Origin of the sequence: Halomonas sp. AOP13-D3-9 (assembly GCF_052379125.1) — a bacterium.
Classification (GTDB): domain Bacteria; phylum Pseudomonadota; class Gammaproteobacteria; order Pseudomonadales; family Halomonadaceae; genus Vreelandella.
This window is the reverse complement of record NZ_JBQSYH010000019.1, coordinates 1-16,085: the sequence shown is the minus strand read 5'-3', so window position 1 is coordinate 16,085 and position 16,085 is coordinate 1. Positions and strand designations below refer to the sequence as shown.

General features: G+C 54.1%; 15 protein-coding genes. 6 read left to right on the top strand and 9 right to left on the bottom strand.

What is annotated here, in order from left to right:
* Nucleotides 1–24: 24 nt before the first annotated feature.
* Entirely contained in the window at nucleotides 25–534 is a 510-nt protein-coding gene (locus ACT3UM_RS19320) for a redox-active disulfide-containing membrane protein (RefSeq protein WP_498901552.1), read from the bottom strand.
* Between the two features lie 4 nt (nucleotides 535–538).
* Entirely contained in the window at nucleotides 539–1,258 is a 720-nt protein-coding gene (locus tag ACT3UM_RS19315) for an SURF1 family protein (RefSeq protein ID WP_498901550.1), read from the bottom strand.
* Here ACT3UM_RS19315 and ACT3UM_RS19310 point away from each other — a divergent pair.
* Nucleotides 1,257–1,448, top strand: coding sequence for a DUF2909 domain-containing protein (locus ACT3UM_RS19310; RefSeq protein ID WP_498901548.1), 192 nt, complete (start codon nucleotides 1,257–1,259; stop codon nucleotides 1,446–1,448). The genes ACT3UM_RS19315 and ACT3UM_RS19310 overlap by 2 nt on opposite strands.
* A gap of 5 nt (nucleotides 1,449–1,453) precedes the next feature.
* On the opposite strand, the gene ACT3UM_RS19305 is transcribed toward ACT3UM_RS19310, so the two are convergent.
* From ACT3UM_RS19305 to ACT3UM_RS19285, 5 genes are all read right to left on the bottom strand, one after another.
* Nucleotides 1,454–2,314, bottom strand: coding sequence for a cytochrome c oxidase subunit 3 (locus tag ACT3UM_RS19305; RefSeq protein WP_498901546.1), 861 nt, complete (start codon nucleotides 2,312–2,314; stop codon nucleotides 1,454–1,456).
* The gene (locus ACT3UM_RS19300; protein WP_498901544.1) at nucleotides 2,311–2,973 is read right to left on the bottom strand and encodes a cytochrome c oxidase assembly protein; all 663 of its coding nucleotides are present in this window, start codon (nucleotides 2,971–2,973) and stop codon (nucleotides 2,311–2,313) included. The genes ACT3UM_RS19305 and ACT3UM_RS19300 overlap by 4 nt, the downstream gene beginning before the upstream one ends.
* 40 nt (nucleotides 2,974–3,013) lie before the next feature.
* Nucleotides 3,014–4,648, bottom strand: coding sequence for a cytochrome c oxidase subunit I (ctaD, locus tag ACT3UM_RS19295; protein WP_498901542.1), 1,635 nt, complete (start codon nucleotides 4,646–4,648; stop codon nucleotides 3,014–3,016).
* Nucleotides 4,649–4,696: 48 nt separating this feature from the next.
* A complete protein-coding gene (gene coxB / locus ACT3UM_RS19290; RefSeq protein ID WP_498901540.1) occupies nucleotides 4,697–5,809 on the bottom strand; it encodes a cytochrome c oxidase subunit II in 1,113 nt (370 codons plus the stop codon).
* A 124-nt stretch (nucleotides 5,810–5,933) separates the two neighbouring features.
* The gene (locus ACT3UM_RS19285; protein WP_498901538.1) at nucleotides 5,934–6,107 is read right to left on the bottom strand and encodes a DUF2970 domain-containing protein; all 174 of its coding nucleotides are present in this window, start codon (nucleotides 6,105–6,107) and stop codon (nucleotides 5,934–5,936) included.
* 192 nt (nucleotides 6,108–6,299) lie between these two features.
* Here ACT3UM_RS19285 and ACT3UM_RS19280 point away from each other — a divergent pair, with 192 nt between their 5' ends.
* Nucleotides 6,300–6,527 carry a hypothetical protein gene (locus ACT3UM_RS19280; RefSeq protein WP_498901536.1) on the top strand — a complete coding sequence of 76 codons (228 nt, stop codon included), beginning with the start codon at nucleotides 6,300–6,302 and terminating at the stop codon, nucleotides 6,525–6,527.
* Nucleotides 6,528–6,567: 40 nt separating this feature from the next.
* Here the strand turns inward: ACT3UM_RS19280 and hrpB are convergent, their stop codons facing one another.
* On the bottom strand, nucleotides 6,568–9,006 hold the full coding sequence (gene hrpB / locus ACT3UM_RS19275) for an ATP-dependent helicase HrpB (protein ID WP_498901534.1): 2,439 nt from the start codon (nucleotides 9,004–9,006) through the stop codon (nucleotides 6,568–6,570).
* A gap of 7 nt (nucleotides 9,007–9,013) precedes the next feature.
* The gene (locus ACT3UM_RS19270; RefSeq protein ID WP_498901532.1) at nucleotides 9,014–9,676 is read right to left on the bottom strand and encodes a TetR/AcrR family transcriptional regulator; all 663 of its coding nucleotides are present in this window, start codon (nucleotides 9,674–9,676) and stop codon (nucleotides 9,014–9,016) included.
* Nucleotides 9,677–9,865: 189 nt separating this feature from the next.
* On the opposite strand from ACT3UM_RS19270, the gene xdhA reads away from it, so the two are divergent.
* The 4 genes from xdhA to guaD are packed head-to-tail and all read left to right on the top strand — an operon-like array spanning nucleotide 9,866 to nucleotide 15,923.
* Nucleotides 9,866–11,323, top strand: coding sequence for a xanthine dehydrogenase small subunit (gene xdhA / locus ACT3UM_RS19265; RefSeq protein ID WP_498901530.1), 1,458 nt, complete (start codon nucleotides 9,866–9,868; stop codon nucleotides 11,321–11,323).
* Entirely contained in the window at nucleotides 11,307–13,730 is a 2,424-nt protein-coding gene (gene xdhB / locus ACT3UM_RS19260) for a xanthine dehydrogenase molybdopterin binding subunit (RefSeq protein ID WP_498901528.1), read from the top strand. Before xdhA ends, xdhB begins: the two co-directional genes overlap by 17 nt.
* Nucleotides 13,727–14,602 carry a xanthine dehydrogenase accessory protein XdhC gene (xdhC, locus tag ACT3UM_RS19255; RefSeq protein WP_498901526.1) on the top strand — a complete coding sequence of 292 codons (876 nt, stop codon included), beginning with the start codon at nucleotides 13,727–13,729 and terminating at the stop codon, nucleotides 14,600–14,602. The genes xdhB and xdhC overlap by 4 nt, the downstream gene beginning before the upstream one ends.
* Before the next feature lies 1 nt (nucleotide 14,603).
* On the top strand, nucleotides 14,604–15,923 hold the full coding sequence (gene guaD, locus ACT3UM_RS19250; RefSeq protein ID WP_498901524.1) for a guanine deaminase: 1,320 nt from the start codon (nucleotides 14,604–14,606) through the stop codon (nucleotides 15,921–15,923).
* Nucleotides 15,924–16,085: the final 162 nt, after the last annotated feature.

Below are 16,085 nucleotides of genomic sequence, written 5' to 3'. Positions count from 1 at the left end.
CTTAACAGCAGTCATTAGCGGGCTTTATTGAGGGTTCACTTTAAGCAAATGCTGGATATCCTCGAGTACATATTTAGTGGCCACATTGGCCTCAAAGGCCAACGCAGGGCGCCCCATAGGATCGAGCACCCACACTGAGTTGTCTTCACGCCATGGGGGCAAATGCTGCCACTCACTGGTCATCTCGCCCGGAAGCGGTTCTGGATCCCCACCAATCCGTAAACGAGTTAATCTCGGTGCTTCGCGACCTAAAGCGCGGTGTAGCCGCCAAAATTCATCCATGCGCTGTTCGCACTGCTGGGCGCAGTCAAACGCCAATATCCACTCTTCCTGGTCATTAACTGCCGCCGTCGTTAACGGCCATTCATCAAGCATGGGTAATTTCAGGTCAACCTTGCCGTGAGCCGTATGTCGATCTGGAATTCCAATGCGTAACTCGACCATTCCCCACGCAGCGACCATAGGCGCCGCGAATATGACAAAAATAAGGATTAACTTGAGCCGCTGGCGGCGAATGTGTTTGGCGTCCTGCATACTTTCACCTCTGTTTATTTTTATGACTTAAAAGCTTTTGCTGAGCCCCATCGCGACGTAATCGTTGGCCGCCGAGAAACATAATCACCAAGGCCGCTAAGGCTAACCCCCACCATTGAAAGGCATATCCCATATGCCGACTGGGTGGCATGACATTGGCTTCCCACCAAGGAGTGAGAACTCCATCGCCTTCGGAAGCATGCAACCAGCCAGCGTAGCTGAAGGCACCTAGCGAAGCGCGCCAAGGCTCAAGGCTGAGTTGCTGAAGCCTTGCCCCCTCTCTGTTTTCCCCATAAAGCGGACCACCCGCCTGCACCTCCTGCCACTCACCGGTCAGTTCAACTGTGCCGCTAGGGGTAGCGGCCTGGGGTGTTTCGCGACGGGGCCCAGTGGCTAAGAAGCCTCGCTGCACCAGCCAAAGCTGCCCATAAATATCACGTAGTGGCGTTAGTACCGCCACGCCGACACTTCCGTCTACAATACGATTATCCAAATAGAGTGTTTGCTCCGCCAAGTACTCTCCCCGCAGCGTCACCTGGGCGCCTTGGGCTGGCTGTGCTGTCGGTTGCAGCAAAGCGGGGGCTGCATCGCGCATGGCTATTGCTAACCGCTTGTCATCTGCCCGCTCCCACTGCCATAGTCCTAAACAGGCGCCTAACACCACCAGCACACTCCAGAACAGACACCAACTAAAAAAACGCCATTGCCGAGAGGGTTTCATCATGTGGTTACAATTACTCATTGCCGCCGTATTTATCGCGATGGTCATCAGCCTGGCCATGGGCGCCGTTTTTCTGATTCGAGATAACGCCTCTTCTCACCGCCTATTACGTTCTCTCAAATGGAGAATTGGTTTAGCCTGTTTGCTTGCAGCCCTTATTATTTTCGGCTATTGGTCGGGCCAGTTAGGCTAATGCGCCTATAAGACATAGACAAAAATAAACAGCCCCACCCAAACCACATCGACAAAGTGCCAATACCAGCAAGAAGCTTCAAAACCAAAGTGGTTTTCGTCGGCGAAGTGCCCCTTAATAATACGCACCAGCATGGTGGCTAATATCAGCGTGCCAATAATGACGTGCACGCCATGAAATCCCGTCAAAATAAAGAACGTCGCACCAAAAATACCGGCTTCCAAGGTAATGCCGTAATGCGCGTAGGCCTCGTAATACTCAATGCCCTGAATCATGATAAAGCAGAACCCCAACAGCACGGTGCCCGTTAGCCAGTTGCGGCATGTCTGCCTGTCGCCTAACTTTAGCGCTTCGTGGGCAACGGTTAATGTGATGCTGGAGGTAATTAAAATCAGCGTATTAACGAGCGGCAACTGCCACGGACTAAAGACTTGTTGGGGACCAGCGATAGATGAGTCCGGTGGGTTCAGCAGCGGCCATGTAGCTACAAAGTCAGGCCACAGCAACGCGGAAACGCCTTTTGCCCCTTCCCCCCCTAACCAGGGGATGGCAAACATACGTACGTAAAACAGCGCGCCGAAAAAAGCAGCGAAAAACATCACTTCCGAAAAAATAAACCAGCCCATACCCCAACGAAATGAGCGGTCCATCTGCGCATCGTAGAGTCCTCCCCGAGACTCACTAATCACGTCACGGAACCAGAGAGCCATCACCGCAATAACGCCGACTACGCCAATTAACACCAGCGGCAATCCCGTATCGTAGACGAGCTTAATACCGGTACCGACCATCATGGCGCCTAGCGCAACCGAGCCAAGAACAGGCCACCGACTGTTCGCCGGAACGTAATAGCTACCACTGCTCATATCGCTTCTCCCGCCGCTTTATTGTTTTTTGGCTCGTTGTTACCGAGATTGTTGTTAGTGTCGTTCTCTAGATCACTGTTGGCGCTGTTCCTAAGCGTATTATCCAATCCAGCGTTTTGAATCGCATGCTCTACCGGGTAGAGGGTATACACCAGCGTAATGGTATTAATATCGTCAGGCAGATCACGTGATAGTTGGAATACCAACGGGATCGTTAACCGCTCGTTACCCTGCAACTGCTGCTCTTGAAAGCAGAAACAGCTGATTTTACGTAGATGCGTCGTAGCCGTAGAGGGAGATACACTGGGCACTGCTCTCCCCCAGCTTTCGCTATGGCTATTATTAGTGAAGGTGAAATCGACTTCCGCCATTTGCCCGGGATGCACGCTCATCTGGCGCATTTCAACGCTCATCTGCCATGGCAGGCCGGGGCTGCCACGCGTGATAAATTGCACGTTGATATAACGCGACTCATCCACCTCTTCATGCACGATACTTTGCGCCGTGGCATCCACTTTGCCGTTAAGACCGGTGATTTGACAAAAAACGTCATACAGCGGCACTAATGCAAAGGCAAACCCAAACATACCGACCAGTACGGCAACTGTCCTGATAACCGTGCGTCGCACCCCCACTTGTGTCTGTTCTTGACTATTCATAACACCTCATTAGGCCAGAGGCCCGTGTGGTTTATGTCTTTTAGTGAGAGGCACGATGAAACACTGGCGGCGTTTCAAACGTATGCAGTGGCGCTGGGCTAGGGACTGTCCACTCTAAGTCAACCGCTCCCTCCCAGGCTTTGGCTGGCGCTTTTTTGCCACCGCGGATGCATAAGATGACGCCTAACACGAACAGCAGCTGCGACGCACCGAAGAAGAAGGCGCCAATACTCGAGAGTAAGTTAAAATCTGCAAACTGAAGGGCGTAGTCAGGGATTCGCCGCGGCATACCCGCCAAACCAGCAAAGTGCATGGGGAAGAAGGTGAGGTTGACGCCAATAACCGAGAACCAAAAATGCCATTGGGCCAGCCGCTCGTTGGGATAGTGACCCGTCCATTTCGGCAACCAGTAGTACACCCCTGCCATAATGGCGAATATCGCCCCCGGGACTAACACATAGTGGAAGTGGGCGACGACGAAGTAGGTATCGTGATACTGAAAATCCGCTGGCGCGATGGCCAACATCAGGCCTGAGAAGCCGCCGATGGTGAATAGCACCACAAAAGCCAGGGCAAATAGCATCGGTGATTCAAAACTAATTGAGCCGCGAAACAGTGTAGTTATCCAGTTAAATACCTTAACCCCAGTTGGCACGGCGATCAGCATGGTGGAGTACATAAAAAACAGCTCGGCCACCAGAGGGAGCCCCACTATAAACATATGGTGAGCCCAGACTAAAAACGACAGCAATGCAATGGCGGACGTGGCATACACCATCGATGCGTAACCGAACAGAGGCTTACGCGCAAAGGTAGGGATGATCGCGGAGACAATCCCAAAGGCAGGCAGAATCATAATGTACACTTCGGGGTGACCGAAGAACCAGAATAGATGCTGAAACAACACCGGATCACCACCGCCTGCTGCATCAAAGAAACTGGTGCCAAAGTTAATATCCATAAGCATCATGGTGATCACACCCGCCAAAACCGGCATCACGGCAATCAGCAGAAAAGCAGTAATCAGCCATGTCCAGACAAATAGCGGCATATCCATCAAACGCATATCCGGCGCACGCATATTTAAAATGGTCGCAATAATGTTGATGGCACCGAGAATAGAGCTAATACCGGCAATATGCAGGGCGAGAATAAAGAAAGTTGTCGAGGGTGGCGCAAAGTTAGTCGACAGTGGCGCATAGAATGTCCACCCGAAATTTGGCCCTCCACCGGGCATAAGCAACGTTGAAAGTAACAGTGTGAAGGAAACCGGAAGCAGCCAAAAACTGAAGTTATTCAGTCGAGGCAAGGCCATATCAGGCGCGCCAATTTGCAGCGGTATCATCCAGTTGGCTAACCCGGTAAAAGCGGGCATCACCGCGGCGAACACCATAATCAGACCATGCATGGTGGTCATCTGGTTAAAAAACTCAGGTTCAACCAGTTGTAAGCCTGGCTGGAAAAGCTCTGCCCTGACCACCAGGGCAAACATGCCGCCAATGAAAAACATTGTCAGCGAAAAAATCAGGTAAAGAGAGCCGATCTCTTTGTGATTGGTGGTCAATAGCCAGCGCAAAATACCTTTTGGTGGCGCAGCATGTCCATGGGACTGACCATCTGCGACGGCTGTTGTGCTATGTTGCAGCGGCGGTTGAGGGGGTAGTTTAGGCGCCATGAAACTCTCCGAAAAATTGTTGTTGTCCGATTGCGTGGCAAACCAACGTCATTGGGCGATCAACTCAGCCACTGCAGAAGGCTGCACCACCTCTCCCGTATCATTACCCCAGGCATTACGTGTATAGGTGACCACAGCCGCTATCTCTACCGGATTTAAGGTATTACGAAAAGCAGGCATCGCAGCACCCGATACGCCGTTGATGACCTTATTAAGGTGCCAATCCACATCGCTGATAAGCTGCTCATTATTCGCCAGCGCCGGAAAGGCGGGCGGAGAGCCTTGCCCTTCAGCCTGGTGACACGAGGAGCAGATCGATTGATAAACAGATTCACCGCGCTCTACTAGTTCTGCCATTTCCCATTCACGGTCAACGCCCATAGCCTCTTGTTCGGCGGCCTCTTTCCGCTCTGCCAGCCAGCTTTCAAACTCTTCTTCTTCTACGGCATGCACTACCACCGGCATAAAGCCGTGATCGATACCACACAGCTCGGCGCACTGCCCACGGTAAATACCCGGCTCGTTTATTTTCACCCAGTTCTCATTAATAAAGCCGGGAATTGCATCCTGCTTGACCGCCAAGTCCGGCACCCACCATGAGTGAATGACGTCGTCGGAGGTCATTAGAAAGCGAACTTTACGGTTAATCGGCAGCACCAGGGGTTCGTCAACCTCTAATAAGTAGTGCTCACCGCGGGCTTCTTCACCACTGATTTGTGTTCTCGGCGTACTCATATTGGAGGTAAAGGCGACATCCTCGCCAAGATACTCATAGCGCCAGCGCCACTGCTGGCCTGTGATCATGACGTCCAACTCAGCGTCTGATGCGTCGTACATATTTTTTAAGGTGGCAGTGGCGGGAACCGCCATACCAACCAGGATTAGAATGGGGATGGCGGTCCACAACACTTCCACACTGGTGTGTTCATGAAAGTTGGCGGCCTTTGCGCCTTTTGAGTGGCGGTAACGAAACAGGGAGTAGAACATTGCCCCAAAAACCACAACGCCAATCACGACACATATCCAAAAAATGGTCATGTGCAGGCCATAAATATCGCTGCTTACATCAGTTACCCCAACGGGCATGTTCCAGCCATTGGACTGAGCCTGCGACTCACTTACAGTAAGGAATATGGCCATTAGCCACCACCGTGAATGCATAGATACCTCCAATTTTATTGTTATTACTTATCGTTAGATTAGGGCAGGATGAAATGAGGTATTAGCAGTATAGAAAATATGCGCCATTCGTCACGTTTTGCTTATTTAACACTGTCAACGCTTTTCAGCGGGCCGCCATTATGGCCAAAAAAATTAGCAGCAAAACAAACAGCAGTGTAATCACCACACCAGTGACAAGATAGGCTGCTGGCCTGCCACTACTAAAGTCTTCCTCCCGCTTTTGGTTGCTCTGAACGCCTATCAAGGCTGCCAGCACTGACTTCACCACCGACCACATAGAACCTCCGAGGGGAATTGACGCTCTTGCATTTATTCAGCCCTGAATGAGTTAATCACTATTATCATAGGCATATATAAGCATTACGTCAGGGTAAAGTGTCGAAATCTAAGCATTTACAGCTAGGCAAATGACTCCCTATAGTTTCTTAATGTGAGATACTCAACTTATTCACAGGATCAGCGCCACCCAATGGAGTGCCTTATGCTCAAGCGCCGCCTCGCATTACCCATCAATGCGCTATTTGTTATTGTCCCGCTGCTGTTAGCTGGTTGTACGACTTATACATGGCCGGACGGCTCTCAGGAAACCGTCATTGGGGTTGTGCCCGACGAGGAGAATCAACGCTACGAAGAAGAGCGGGTAGAGGGTGTGCGCTACCGGATTCCAGACGAGATCCCGGAAAAGCGCAGCGAGTAGCCACCAGCTGTTACCACCTGCGCGGCGGATGCCAAAACAGTCACATCTTACGCTTGGTATGCGCGGTGGCGAAGGCTGTCAGCGGGTCTTCTGGCCAAGGGTGCTTGGGATAACGACCGCGCATCTCTTTGCGCACTTCAGGGTAGCCATTTTGCCAAAAGCTAACTAAATCCTGGGTTACCTGCAGCGGCCGACGCGCCGGTGAAAGCAGATGAATCATCACCGCAACAGCGCCATTCACAACGGTTGGGGTTACCCGCCAGCCGAAGGCTTCCTGTAGTTTCAACGCTAAAATAGGTGGGCGTTGGGAAAGACATGGCAGGTAGTCTAAGCCAACCTGCTTGCCACTAGGCACTTCAAGCGTTAATGGCGTTAACTGCTCAAATTCACCTTGCGCCTCCCAGGGCAGTGAGTTGAGCAGATAGTGCTCTAGCGGCAATTTCTCAATTTGACTCAGCCGATTGACCCCAATCAGATAGGGAGCTAACCAACGGTCTAAGGTGGCTAGCAATGCCTCTTCTGACCAGTCGGGCCAAGCCTCTCCCTGATATTCACGCAGCAGCGCCATTCGCCCGCGTAACTGCTGTAGCTTATCGCCAAATAACGTTTCAGGCTGCTGGCGTAAGGCGCTCAATAGCGCCTCTTTCACCGCCTCTTCCGGCAGATGCGCTAAAGGGCGTTTGGCAACAGCGAGGCTGCCATGCGCCTGCACCTCTTCACCGACTAAACGCCCCTCTTCCTGCGACCATGTTATCCGCGGCTGCCATTGTTGAATACTGGGGTAGAGCGAAAGCAGCGATTCAAGTGACAGCGGCTCTCCCGCGGCAATACGTGCCTGACCACTTGCCGCGCTATTTAACGCCACGGCCACTAAATAGGGTTGATGCGCCAATGTATCGTTTAACGACAGCGTGGCGGTTTTACCATTGGCAAGCCGAAAGTTACCAGGGCTTACTTGCTGGCCAATGCGTTCAGGGTAAGCCAGTGCTAAGAGTGGCCCCAGTGGTTCTAGCGCAGCGGCACTAAGCGCTACCCCTGCTCTCTTTGCCAGCCTAAGCGCCTCGCGCTGCCAACTGGGGAACCGTTTTGGCTGGCGAAGCCGCAGGGCTAACGCATCGTGAAGCGAGCGCTCATTGCTGTCACGCTCCTCTAGCAGTGCCGCGACCCCACAGGCCAGAGGCACAGCATTGAAATCTGCTGCTCGCTCCAGCATCACGGCAATTCTCGGCTCCACTGGCCAACGGGCACAGCGGCTACCCAGAGGGGTTAGTGTGTACTGCTCGTCTAATACCCCCAGTTGCACCAGCAGCGCTTGGCCACTTCGCCAGGCGCCCTCCGGCGGTGGTGTTACCCAACTTAGCGCTTGGGGCGATGCAACACCCCAGCACGCCAGTTCCAGCGCCAGCGATGAGAGATCCGCCTGTTGTATTTCCGGCTCACCGTAAGGCACCAACGTCTGATCCTGGGCCCAAAGCCGAAAACAGCTGCCTTCTCGCTGACGCCCTGCCCGCCCCCGCCGCTGATCAGCGCTGGCGCGGTTAATGCGTCGCGTGGTTAAACGGGTTAGCCCGGTGCGCGGCTGAAAAAGCGGCACGCGCTCTAGACCACCGTCAATCACCACATTCACGCCATCCACGGTAATACTCGACTCAGTGATCGCGGTGGACACAATAATTCGCTGTTTTGATGTATTCGCTGCCAGGGCTGCCTGCTGTTCAGCGATACTCATTCTGCCGTGCAATGGTCTGACCGCCAGAGTGGGCAAGGCTCTTTCCAACGCCTGTACTAGACGATTGATCTCCGCCACACCGGGCAAAATCACTAATATATCCTGACTATCAGGCATGCAAAGCACTTCATTGACCACTCTAAGTGCGTGATTCAAGCTCTCCTCGCCGTTTTGAGCAGGACGATAAACCGTCTCCACCGGAAATTGGCGTCCATGGCACTCAATAACCGGCACCTGCTCGCCCAACACGCGCTTGAGCGCCGCGATATCCAGGGTTGCCGACATCACCAGTAAGCGCAAATCGTCGCGGATACTGGTTTGCACATCCAGCGTTAGCGCCAAGCCTACATCGGCTTCTAGGCTGCGCTCATGGAATTCATCAAAAATAATCCCGGCAACGCCCTCTAACAGCGGGTCATCTTGTAGCATGCGGGTGAGTACACCCTGGGTCACTACCTCCAAGCGGGTTTGTGCACTGACACAGCTATCTCCGCGCATGCGATAGCCCACCGTTTGGCCAACGTTCTCACCCAACTGCTGGGCCATAAACGTAGCGGCCAAACGAGCAGCGACTCGGCGTGGCTCTAACAGCAGTAGTTTTTGACCCTCGGCCCAGTGGCTCGCCAATAAGCTCAGCGGAATGCGGGTTGTCTTACCCGCCCCTGGCTGAGCAATCAGCACCAGACGATTGTGGGCAGCTAAGCTATCTTTTAAATGATCAAGATGCTGGTCAATTGGGAGCACACTCATTCTCGTTTCACTTTTCCAGCGGGCGTGCTTTAGCAACAGGCTGAGTTATGCCACAGCCTTTAAGGATAACGTGCTCAAGAAAAGCCGATATAGACTCAAGGTCATCGTCGCTTAATGCATCGCGGCCTAGAATACCGGACACTTGGGCACTATATTCAGTGTAGTGCTGCGTCGCAGACCAAATCAGGAAGATTAGCCAGCGCGGATCGACATCGTCCATTTTGCCCTGTGCCGACCACTGGCGCATGATTGCCGCGCGAGAAGCCACCCAATCGCGTAACTCACCCGCCAGATACTCACTTAAAAAGGGAGCACCGGCTAAAATTTCTGCAGCAAAGAGTTTTGAGCCTTCGGGATAGCGCTGACCAAGCACCATTTTAGTGCGAATAAAATCACTGAGCACCGTCGCTGGATCGCTTTCTGGGGTAATGTCTTCAAGCACTTCATTCCAGCGACGCATCATGCGGTTAAGCAACCGCACGTAAAGCGCCTGTTTACTGCCCATATAGTACAAAATATTGGCTTTGGGGAGACCTGCTCGGTCAGCGATCACTTGCAAGCTTGCCCCGCGGTAACCGTGCTGAGAAAACACCTGCTCCGCGGCCATCAGGATACTTGTCTCTATTTTTTCCCGGCTTGGGCTTTCAGAAGGGACGGATACGGCGGTCATTAACAGTGTTCCTTGATAAGAGTCGGTGGATAGGCTAATCGCCCCAAATAGTGGCATTTAGCATAAGCTTGCCCCACTCCTGTGCAGCGAGCAAATACTTGCAAGAGAGGACGTTTTGTCCCAAGCTCAACTCATATTGACCGATCGGTCAGCACAATCCCGATCTATACGATCACAGTGGAGTTCGGCATGGCAACGATTGCGTTCCTGCTCAATGGTACCCCCCAGCGGTGTGACGTTTCACCCGACACCAGCATTCTAACCCTTTTGCGCGAGCATTTGGCCCAAACGGGCACCAAAGAGGGCTGCGCTTCAGGTGACTGTGGCGCCTGTACCGTGGCGATTAGCGAGCCAACGTCAGGCACACACAGATATACCAGCGCTAATGCCTGCATTACGCCTGCTCACCAACTGCAGGGCAGGCACTTGGTGACCGTTGAAGGGTTGTCGGAACAGGGGCACTTGCACCCCGCCCAGGAAGCGATGATCGAATGCCATGGTAGCCAGTGTGGCTTTTGTACGCCGGGTATTGTCATGTCGCTTTTCACTCTGCATAGCGACCTTATCCAGCGCCCCTCTCCGCTAACCCCCGAGCGACTTGAAGCCGCGCTAGGCGGTAACTTGTGCCGCTGCACCGGCTATCGGCCGATTCGGGATGCAGCGCTGAGTATGAATGCTATTCCTTACCAGCGCCCTCAGTGGTTCGACGCTACGTTGCCAAATTCGGAAAGCGATGCGCAGATCACAGACTTACCGGAAACGGCTGCATTTTTTGCCCAACCGACGTCTTTGGTCGCGCTAGCGCAGCTACGCCAAGCATTCCCCCAGGCGCGCTTGGTGGCCGGCGGCACGGATCTCTGGTTGGAGAGCACTCAGCGTTTGGCCCCCCTTGATCAGTTGATCGACGTTTCTCGCGTTGCCGAGCTACTCACCATTGAAGAGGCCCTGTTTGAAAATCAAACCGGCTGGTGGATAGGCGCCGGTGTGACTTATACCCAGCTCGAACCCCTGTTTAATGCACACTTCCCAGCGTTTGCACATCTGTTGCACCGGCTGGGCTCCCAGCAAATTCGTAACCGGGGGACCCTGGGCGGCAATATCGCCAATGCTTCCCCTATTGGCGATACGCCCCCCGTGCTACTGGCCTTGAGTGCCCAGGTAGAGCTTGCCAGCGTAAACGGCAAGCGTTGCTTAGCGCTTGAGGATTTCTTCCTAGATTATAAAAAGACCGCCTTGGCGACCGATGAAGTTGTTTCACGCGTTTTCATCCCGCAACCGGCTAAAGACAGTCAACTGCGCGTCTGGAAGCTCTCCAAGCGTCGCGAAGATGATATCTCTGCGCTACTCGGTGCATTTTGCTACCGCGTTGAGCAGGGTGTTATGCGTGATGTACGGATCGCCTTTGGCGGTATGGCCGCTACACCTAAGCGAGCGTTAGCAGCCGAAGCAGCGCTTGAGGGCAGCGCTATTACCCCAGAGGCGTTTCGCGTCGCTCAGCAGGCACTTGAAGATGATTTCCAACCTATGAGTGACGTGCGGGGTAGCCAACATTATCGCCAGCAAGCTGCCCAGAATCTAATTGAACGGCTCTACCTTTCTCTCTCAGTGCCCGACCAAGAGGTGATGCTCCATGCGTACGCTCACTAAACTGGACGGCGATAGCAGCCGTGCCCGCCGTGAACTGCACGACCACATTCAAGGCTCTGGCCCCTTGGCGCGCCATACGGTCGACAGTACTGGCCAACGCCAGGCGGGTAGCGCAAGTTTTCATGAGAGTGCAGAAAAGCACGTCACCGGCAAGGCGGCTTATATTGACGACTTAGCCGTACCGGCCGATACGCTACATGTGGCGCTGGGCCTATCGCCTGTCGCCCACGGCACCTTGACGCAGCTTGATCTCAGCAAGGTGAAAGAGGCGCCAGGGGTGGTCGATGTGATCACCTTTCATGAGGTGCCGGGGCATACCGACATCGGGCCGGTCTTTCCGGGCGATCCCATTTTTGTCGATCATGAGATCAGCTATGCAGGCCAGTGCCTGTTCGCCGTGGCGGCAACGTCGTTGCAGGCAGCTCGCCGGGCCGTCAAATTAGCCACTATCAGCATCGATGAGCAACCAGCTAGTTTAGACCCGGTGGCCGCAACAGAGCGGGAAGAGTTTGTTCGCCCCACTCATGTGCAGACCCGAGGTGATTGGCAACAGGCCCTCGACCAGGCGGAACAGAAGGTTGAAGGTGAGCTGTTCGTTGGCGGTCAAGAGCACTTCTATCTGGAAGGCCAGGCCTGCGTGGTTCACCCTACCGAGGATGAGGGTGTTATTGTTCACACCTCCAACCAGCACCCCAGCGAAACCCAAAAGTTGGTGGCGGAGGTGCTCGATATCCCTTTTCATGCGGTGACCGTCGAAGTCCGTCGTATGGGCGGTGGCTTTGGTGGCAAAGAGACTCAGGCGTCTCCCTGGGCGTGTATTGCCGCAATTATTGCTCGCCGCACCGGCAAGACGGTTCGCCTGCGCTTACCACGCAGCGACGATATGCACGTCACGGGGAAACGCCACCCCTTCCATAATCGCTACCGGCTCGCCATCGACGCTGAAGGCGTTATTCAGGGTGGTGAGATCACCGTCATCGGTGACTGCGGCTACTCGCCAGATCTTTCCGATGCCATCGTTGATCGCGCCATGTTTCATGCCGACAACGCCTACTCGCTGGGGGATGCCCAGGTAGTCGGGCATCGAGCCAAAACCCATACCGCCTCCAATACCGCATTCCGGGGCTTCGGCGGCCCCCAAGGGATGATGATCATTGAAGCGGCCATGGATGATATTGCCCGCCAGATTGGCGAAGATCCGCTCACCGTGCGTAAGCGCAATTTCTACCGCGAGGGTCGCGACGTCACCCACTACGGCCAGCAGGTCGATCAGTTGCAGCTGTTGCACACACTCGCTGAAAAGCTAGAAAGTGACAGCGAATACTGGTCGCGGCGCAAAGCGGTGAGTGACTTCAATGCCACGAACTCAGTGATAAAAAAAGGCCTGGCACTTACGCCGGTCAAATTTGGCATTTCATTTACCGCCCAGCATCTGAATCAGGCGGGCGCCCTTCTGCATGTTTACACCGACGGCAGCGTGATGATTAATCACGGCGGTACCGAGATGGGCCAAGGGCTGCATACCAAGATTTGTCAGGTAGTCGCCAGGGAGCTGGGGCTGGATTTAGACAAAGTGCGCATTACCGCTACGCGAACCGATAAAGTCCCCAATACGTCCCCGACCGCCGCTTCCAGCGGTGCTGACTTAAACGGCATGGCTGCCCGGGATGCGGCCAGCAAACTACGTGAACGTCTGTTCGATTTTGCCGCCGAGCACTATCCCGAGGGTTTGGATCGGGAAGGCATGCGCCTGGAAGACGGCATGTTAGTGGCCGGGTTCGGCGAAAGCGAGCGCAGTATTCCTTGGGGAGAATTGGTACAAACGGCCTATCTGCATCGGATATCGCTGTCTGAAAAAGGCTTCTATGCTACACCGCTGATTCACTATGACCGCTCAGTCGGCCAGGGTCGCCCCTTTTATTACTATGCATTTGGCGCGGCCGTGGCAGAAGTGAGCGTGGATACCCTGAGCGGAGAGTATCAGGTTGACCGCGTCGATATTTTGCACGATGTAGGTGATTCGCTTAATCCCGCTATCGATATTGGCCAAGTGGAGGGGGGCTTTATTCAGGGAATGGGCTGGTTGACCAGCGAAGAGCTGAAGTGGAACGATAAAGGCGTGCTGGTCAGCGATGGGCCGGCGACCTATAAAATCCCCACCTTTGGCGACCTACCGCCTATCTTCAATATTGCGCTATTGGAAGGCCATCCCAACTCCATGGCCAGTCTTTACCGTTCAAAAGCTGTGGGCGAGCCCCCTTTTATGCTAGGCATTTGTGTCTGGTCAGCGCTGCGTGACGCCCTTTCGAGCCTTACCGATTACGCCATATCACCGCACTTAGACACACCGGCCACGCCTGAGCGGGTTATGCTCGCGGCCAATGCCATCAGGAAGAGAGCGCTGTGAGTGAACTTCAAGTACCGGAAACCTGGCATGCGGCACTGCATCGTTTACAGCGCGACGGCATCCCCCATGTGCTAGCCACCCAGGTGACCAGCGCAGGCTCAACGCCCCGCGAGCCTGGCGCTCGCATGGTGATCACTGATGATGCCATTTTTGATACGCTGGGAGGCGGTACCTTTGAGTGGCAAACCATTTCCGCCGCGCGTGCCTGTTTGGCTGAACAACGCTACGGACTCAGCTTAGAAGCCTTCTCTCTAGGCGGACGAAGCGGCCAGTGCTGTGGTGGCTTCGTGAATATTCTCCTGGAAGCCTTTCCCGGCGCGACGCACCACATCGCTATCTTTGGTGCAGGCCACATCGGTCAAGAGATCGTCAAGCTAGGCGCCCCGCTTCCCTGGCAACTGCACTGGTACGATAGCCGTCGTGATGCGTTTGTCGTCGGGCAGCAGCAACCGCGACTTCACTGTTATTCGCTTCACGATGCAGCGCAAAGCGTCGCAGACTTACCTGCCAACAGCCATACACTGGTATTGACGCACAATCATGACGAAGACTACATGCTGATCAAAGCGCTGATTGAGCGCGATGATGTAGCGTCGATTGGGCTAATTGGTTCAGACAGCAAATGGGCAAGCTTTTCAGGCCGGCTGAAACGCGACGGCTACTCTGATGATGAGCAAATGGCTCGAGTGCGAAGCCCCATTGGGCGCATTCACGCCACCAAGCTCAATAATAAAACGCCCTATGCGATTGCGCTAACGGTAGTGGCTGAGCTGCTTTGGCTAACGGACACGCCCACTTCTCAAGATAATCGCGGGCTGGACTCCCAGTCTCTGCGAACGCTATTGACCGATTCTCCGACGACCACGAGTTAATATGACGACTTCTTCTACCGATACGTTTATTCGTGCCGAACTGATCAGTTTTGCCCGCGACCCTGGAGATGGCGATACGCCCCAACCGGGCAGTTTAGAGCACTACGGTGATGGCTTACTTTGGTTGAAAGGCCAGCATATTCATGCCGTCGGCCACTTTCCTGAATTGGCGCCGTCGCTGCCCAAAGGTGCGGATGTTCTCGATTATCGTGACAAACTAATTATGCCGGGGTTTATTGACACCCATGTGCACTACGTTCAATTGGATATCATGGCGTCGTATGGCCGTCAGCTACTTGACTGGCTAAACGACTATACCTTTCCGGAAGAGTGTCGTTTTGCGAGTCACGCCCATGCAGAAGCGCTGTCTAACACGTTTTTGGATGAGATGCTACGCGCAGGGACTACAACGGCTCAGGTATTTGGCTCTAGCCACCCTGGTTCCGTGGATGCCTTTTTCACCGCCTGTGAAAAGCGCCAGTTGCGTATGCTGGTGGGTAAGGTATTGATGGATCGTAACGCGCCAGAGGCCCTAATGGACGGTGCTTCGGGCATTGCCGATAGCGAGCGGCTAATTGAAGATTGGCACGGCAAGCAGCGGCTCGGCTACAGCGTCACCCCGCGCTTTGCCCCTACGTCGACCAAAATACAGATGGATGCAGCAGGCGCCCTTCTACGTAATGACCCAAGTCTCTGGTTACAGACCCATTTGGCTGAAAACAGCGGTGAACTAGACTGGGTAGCCGAACTGTTTCCAGGTAGCCGCGACTACTTGGCCGTTTATGAGCAAGCAGGCCTCGTTGGCCCACGCAGTACCTTTGCCCACGGTATTCATCTCGATAACGGTATGCGTAAGCGTTTGGCGGATCGAGGCGCCAATATCGCTTTTTGTCCTAGCTCAAACCTTTTCCTTGGCAGCGGTCTTTTTGACCGAGAGGCCGCTAAAGAGACTGGGATGGCATTTACCTATGCTAGCGATATCGGCGCAGGCACCGATCTGTCGGGCTTTGGCACGCTAAAAGCGGCCTATCAAGTGGGTCAATTGGGTGGCCAACCGCTTACCGCCTGGCAGGGGTTTTATGGTTTAACCCTGGGCAATGCAAAAGCCCTCTCCCTTGAGAGCCATATTGGCCAGTTGGCACCTAGCCTTGAGGCTGACTTTGTCGTGATCGATACTCAGGCGACATCACTGCTATCTCGACGCATCAACCACTGCACAACCCTCGGCGAGCGCCTCTTTGCGCTAATGATGCTGGCGGATGACCGCGCGATTTATGAAACCTGGGCCGGTGGTATCTGCCAACACCGTCGGGATGTATAAAAGTGAGGTGTGAGGTGTGAGGTGTGAGGTGTGAGGTGTGAGGTGTGAGGTGTGAGGTGTGAGGTGTTGAAGTTTACCCCTCACTCCTCACTATTTACCCCTCACAGCCTAATCCTCACGCAAAAAAAATCCCCCAAGGCGCAAGCCCTGGGGGATTTTTCA

What these genes read in the sequence shown, in the direction of transcription:
- ACT3UM_RS19320 (WP_498901552.1), bottom strand. Translation starts at nt 534, where the DNA reads ATGCAGGACGCCAAACACATTCGCCGCCAGCGGCTCAAGTTAATCCTT.
- ACT3UM_RS19310 (WP_498901548.1), top strand. Translation starts at nt 1,257, where the DNA reads ATGTGGTTACAATTACTCATTGCCGCCGTATTTATCGCGATGGTCATC.
- ACT3UM_RS19315 (WP_498901550.1), bottom strand. Translation starts at nt 1,258, where the DNA reads ATGATGAAACCCTCTCGGCAATGGCGTTTTTTTAGTTGGTGTCTGTTC.
- ACT3UM_RS19305 (WP_498901546.1), bottom strand. Translation starts at nt 2,314, where the DNA reads ATGAGCAGTGGTAGCTATTACGTTCCGGCGAACAGTCGGTGGCCTGTT.
- ACT3UM_RS19300 (WP_498901544.1), bottom strand. Translation starts at nt 2,973, where the DNA reads ATGAATAGTCAAGAACAGACACAAGTGGGGGTGCGACGCACGGTTATC.
- ctaD (WP_498901542.1), bottom strand. Translation starts at nt 4,648, where the DNA reads ATGGCGCCTAAACTACCCCCTCAACCGCCGCTGCAACATAGCACAACA.
- coxB (WP_498901540.1), bottom strand. Translation starts at nt 5,809, where the DNA reads ATGCATTCACGGTGGTGGCTAATGGCCATATTCCTTACTGTAAGTGAG.
- ACT3UM_RS19285 (WP_498901538.1), bottom strand. Translation starts at nt 6,107, where the DNA reads ATGTGGTCGGTGGTGAAGTCAGTGCTGGCAGCCTTGATAGGCGTTCAG.
- ACT3UM_RS19280 (WP_498901536.1), top strand. Translation starts at nt 6,300, where the DNA reads ATGGAGTGCCTTATGCTCAAGCGCCGCCTCGCATTACCCATCAATGCG.
- hrpB (WP_498901534.1), bottom strand. Translation starts at nt 9,006, where the DNA reads ATGAGTGTGCTCCCAATTGACCAGCATCTTGATCATTTAAAAGATAGC.
- ACT3UM_RS19270 (WP_498901532.1), bottom strand. Translation starts at nt 9,676, where the DNA reads ATGACCGCCGTATCCGTCCCTTCTGAAAGCCCAAGCCGGGAAAAAATA.
- xdhA (WP_498901530.1), top strand. Translation starts at nt 9,866, where the DNA reads ATGGCAACGATTGCGTTCCTGCTCAATGGTACCCCCCAGCGGTGTGAC.
- xdhB (WP_498901528.1), top strand. Translation starts at nt 11,307, where the DNA reads ATGCGTACGCTCACTAAACTGGACGGCGATAGCAGCCGTGCCCGCCGT.
- guaD (WP_498901524.1), top strand. Translation starts at nt 14,604, where the DNA reads ATGACGACTTCTTCTACCGATACGTTTATTCGTGCCGAACTGATCAGT.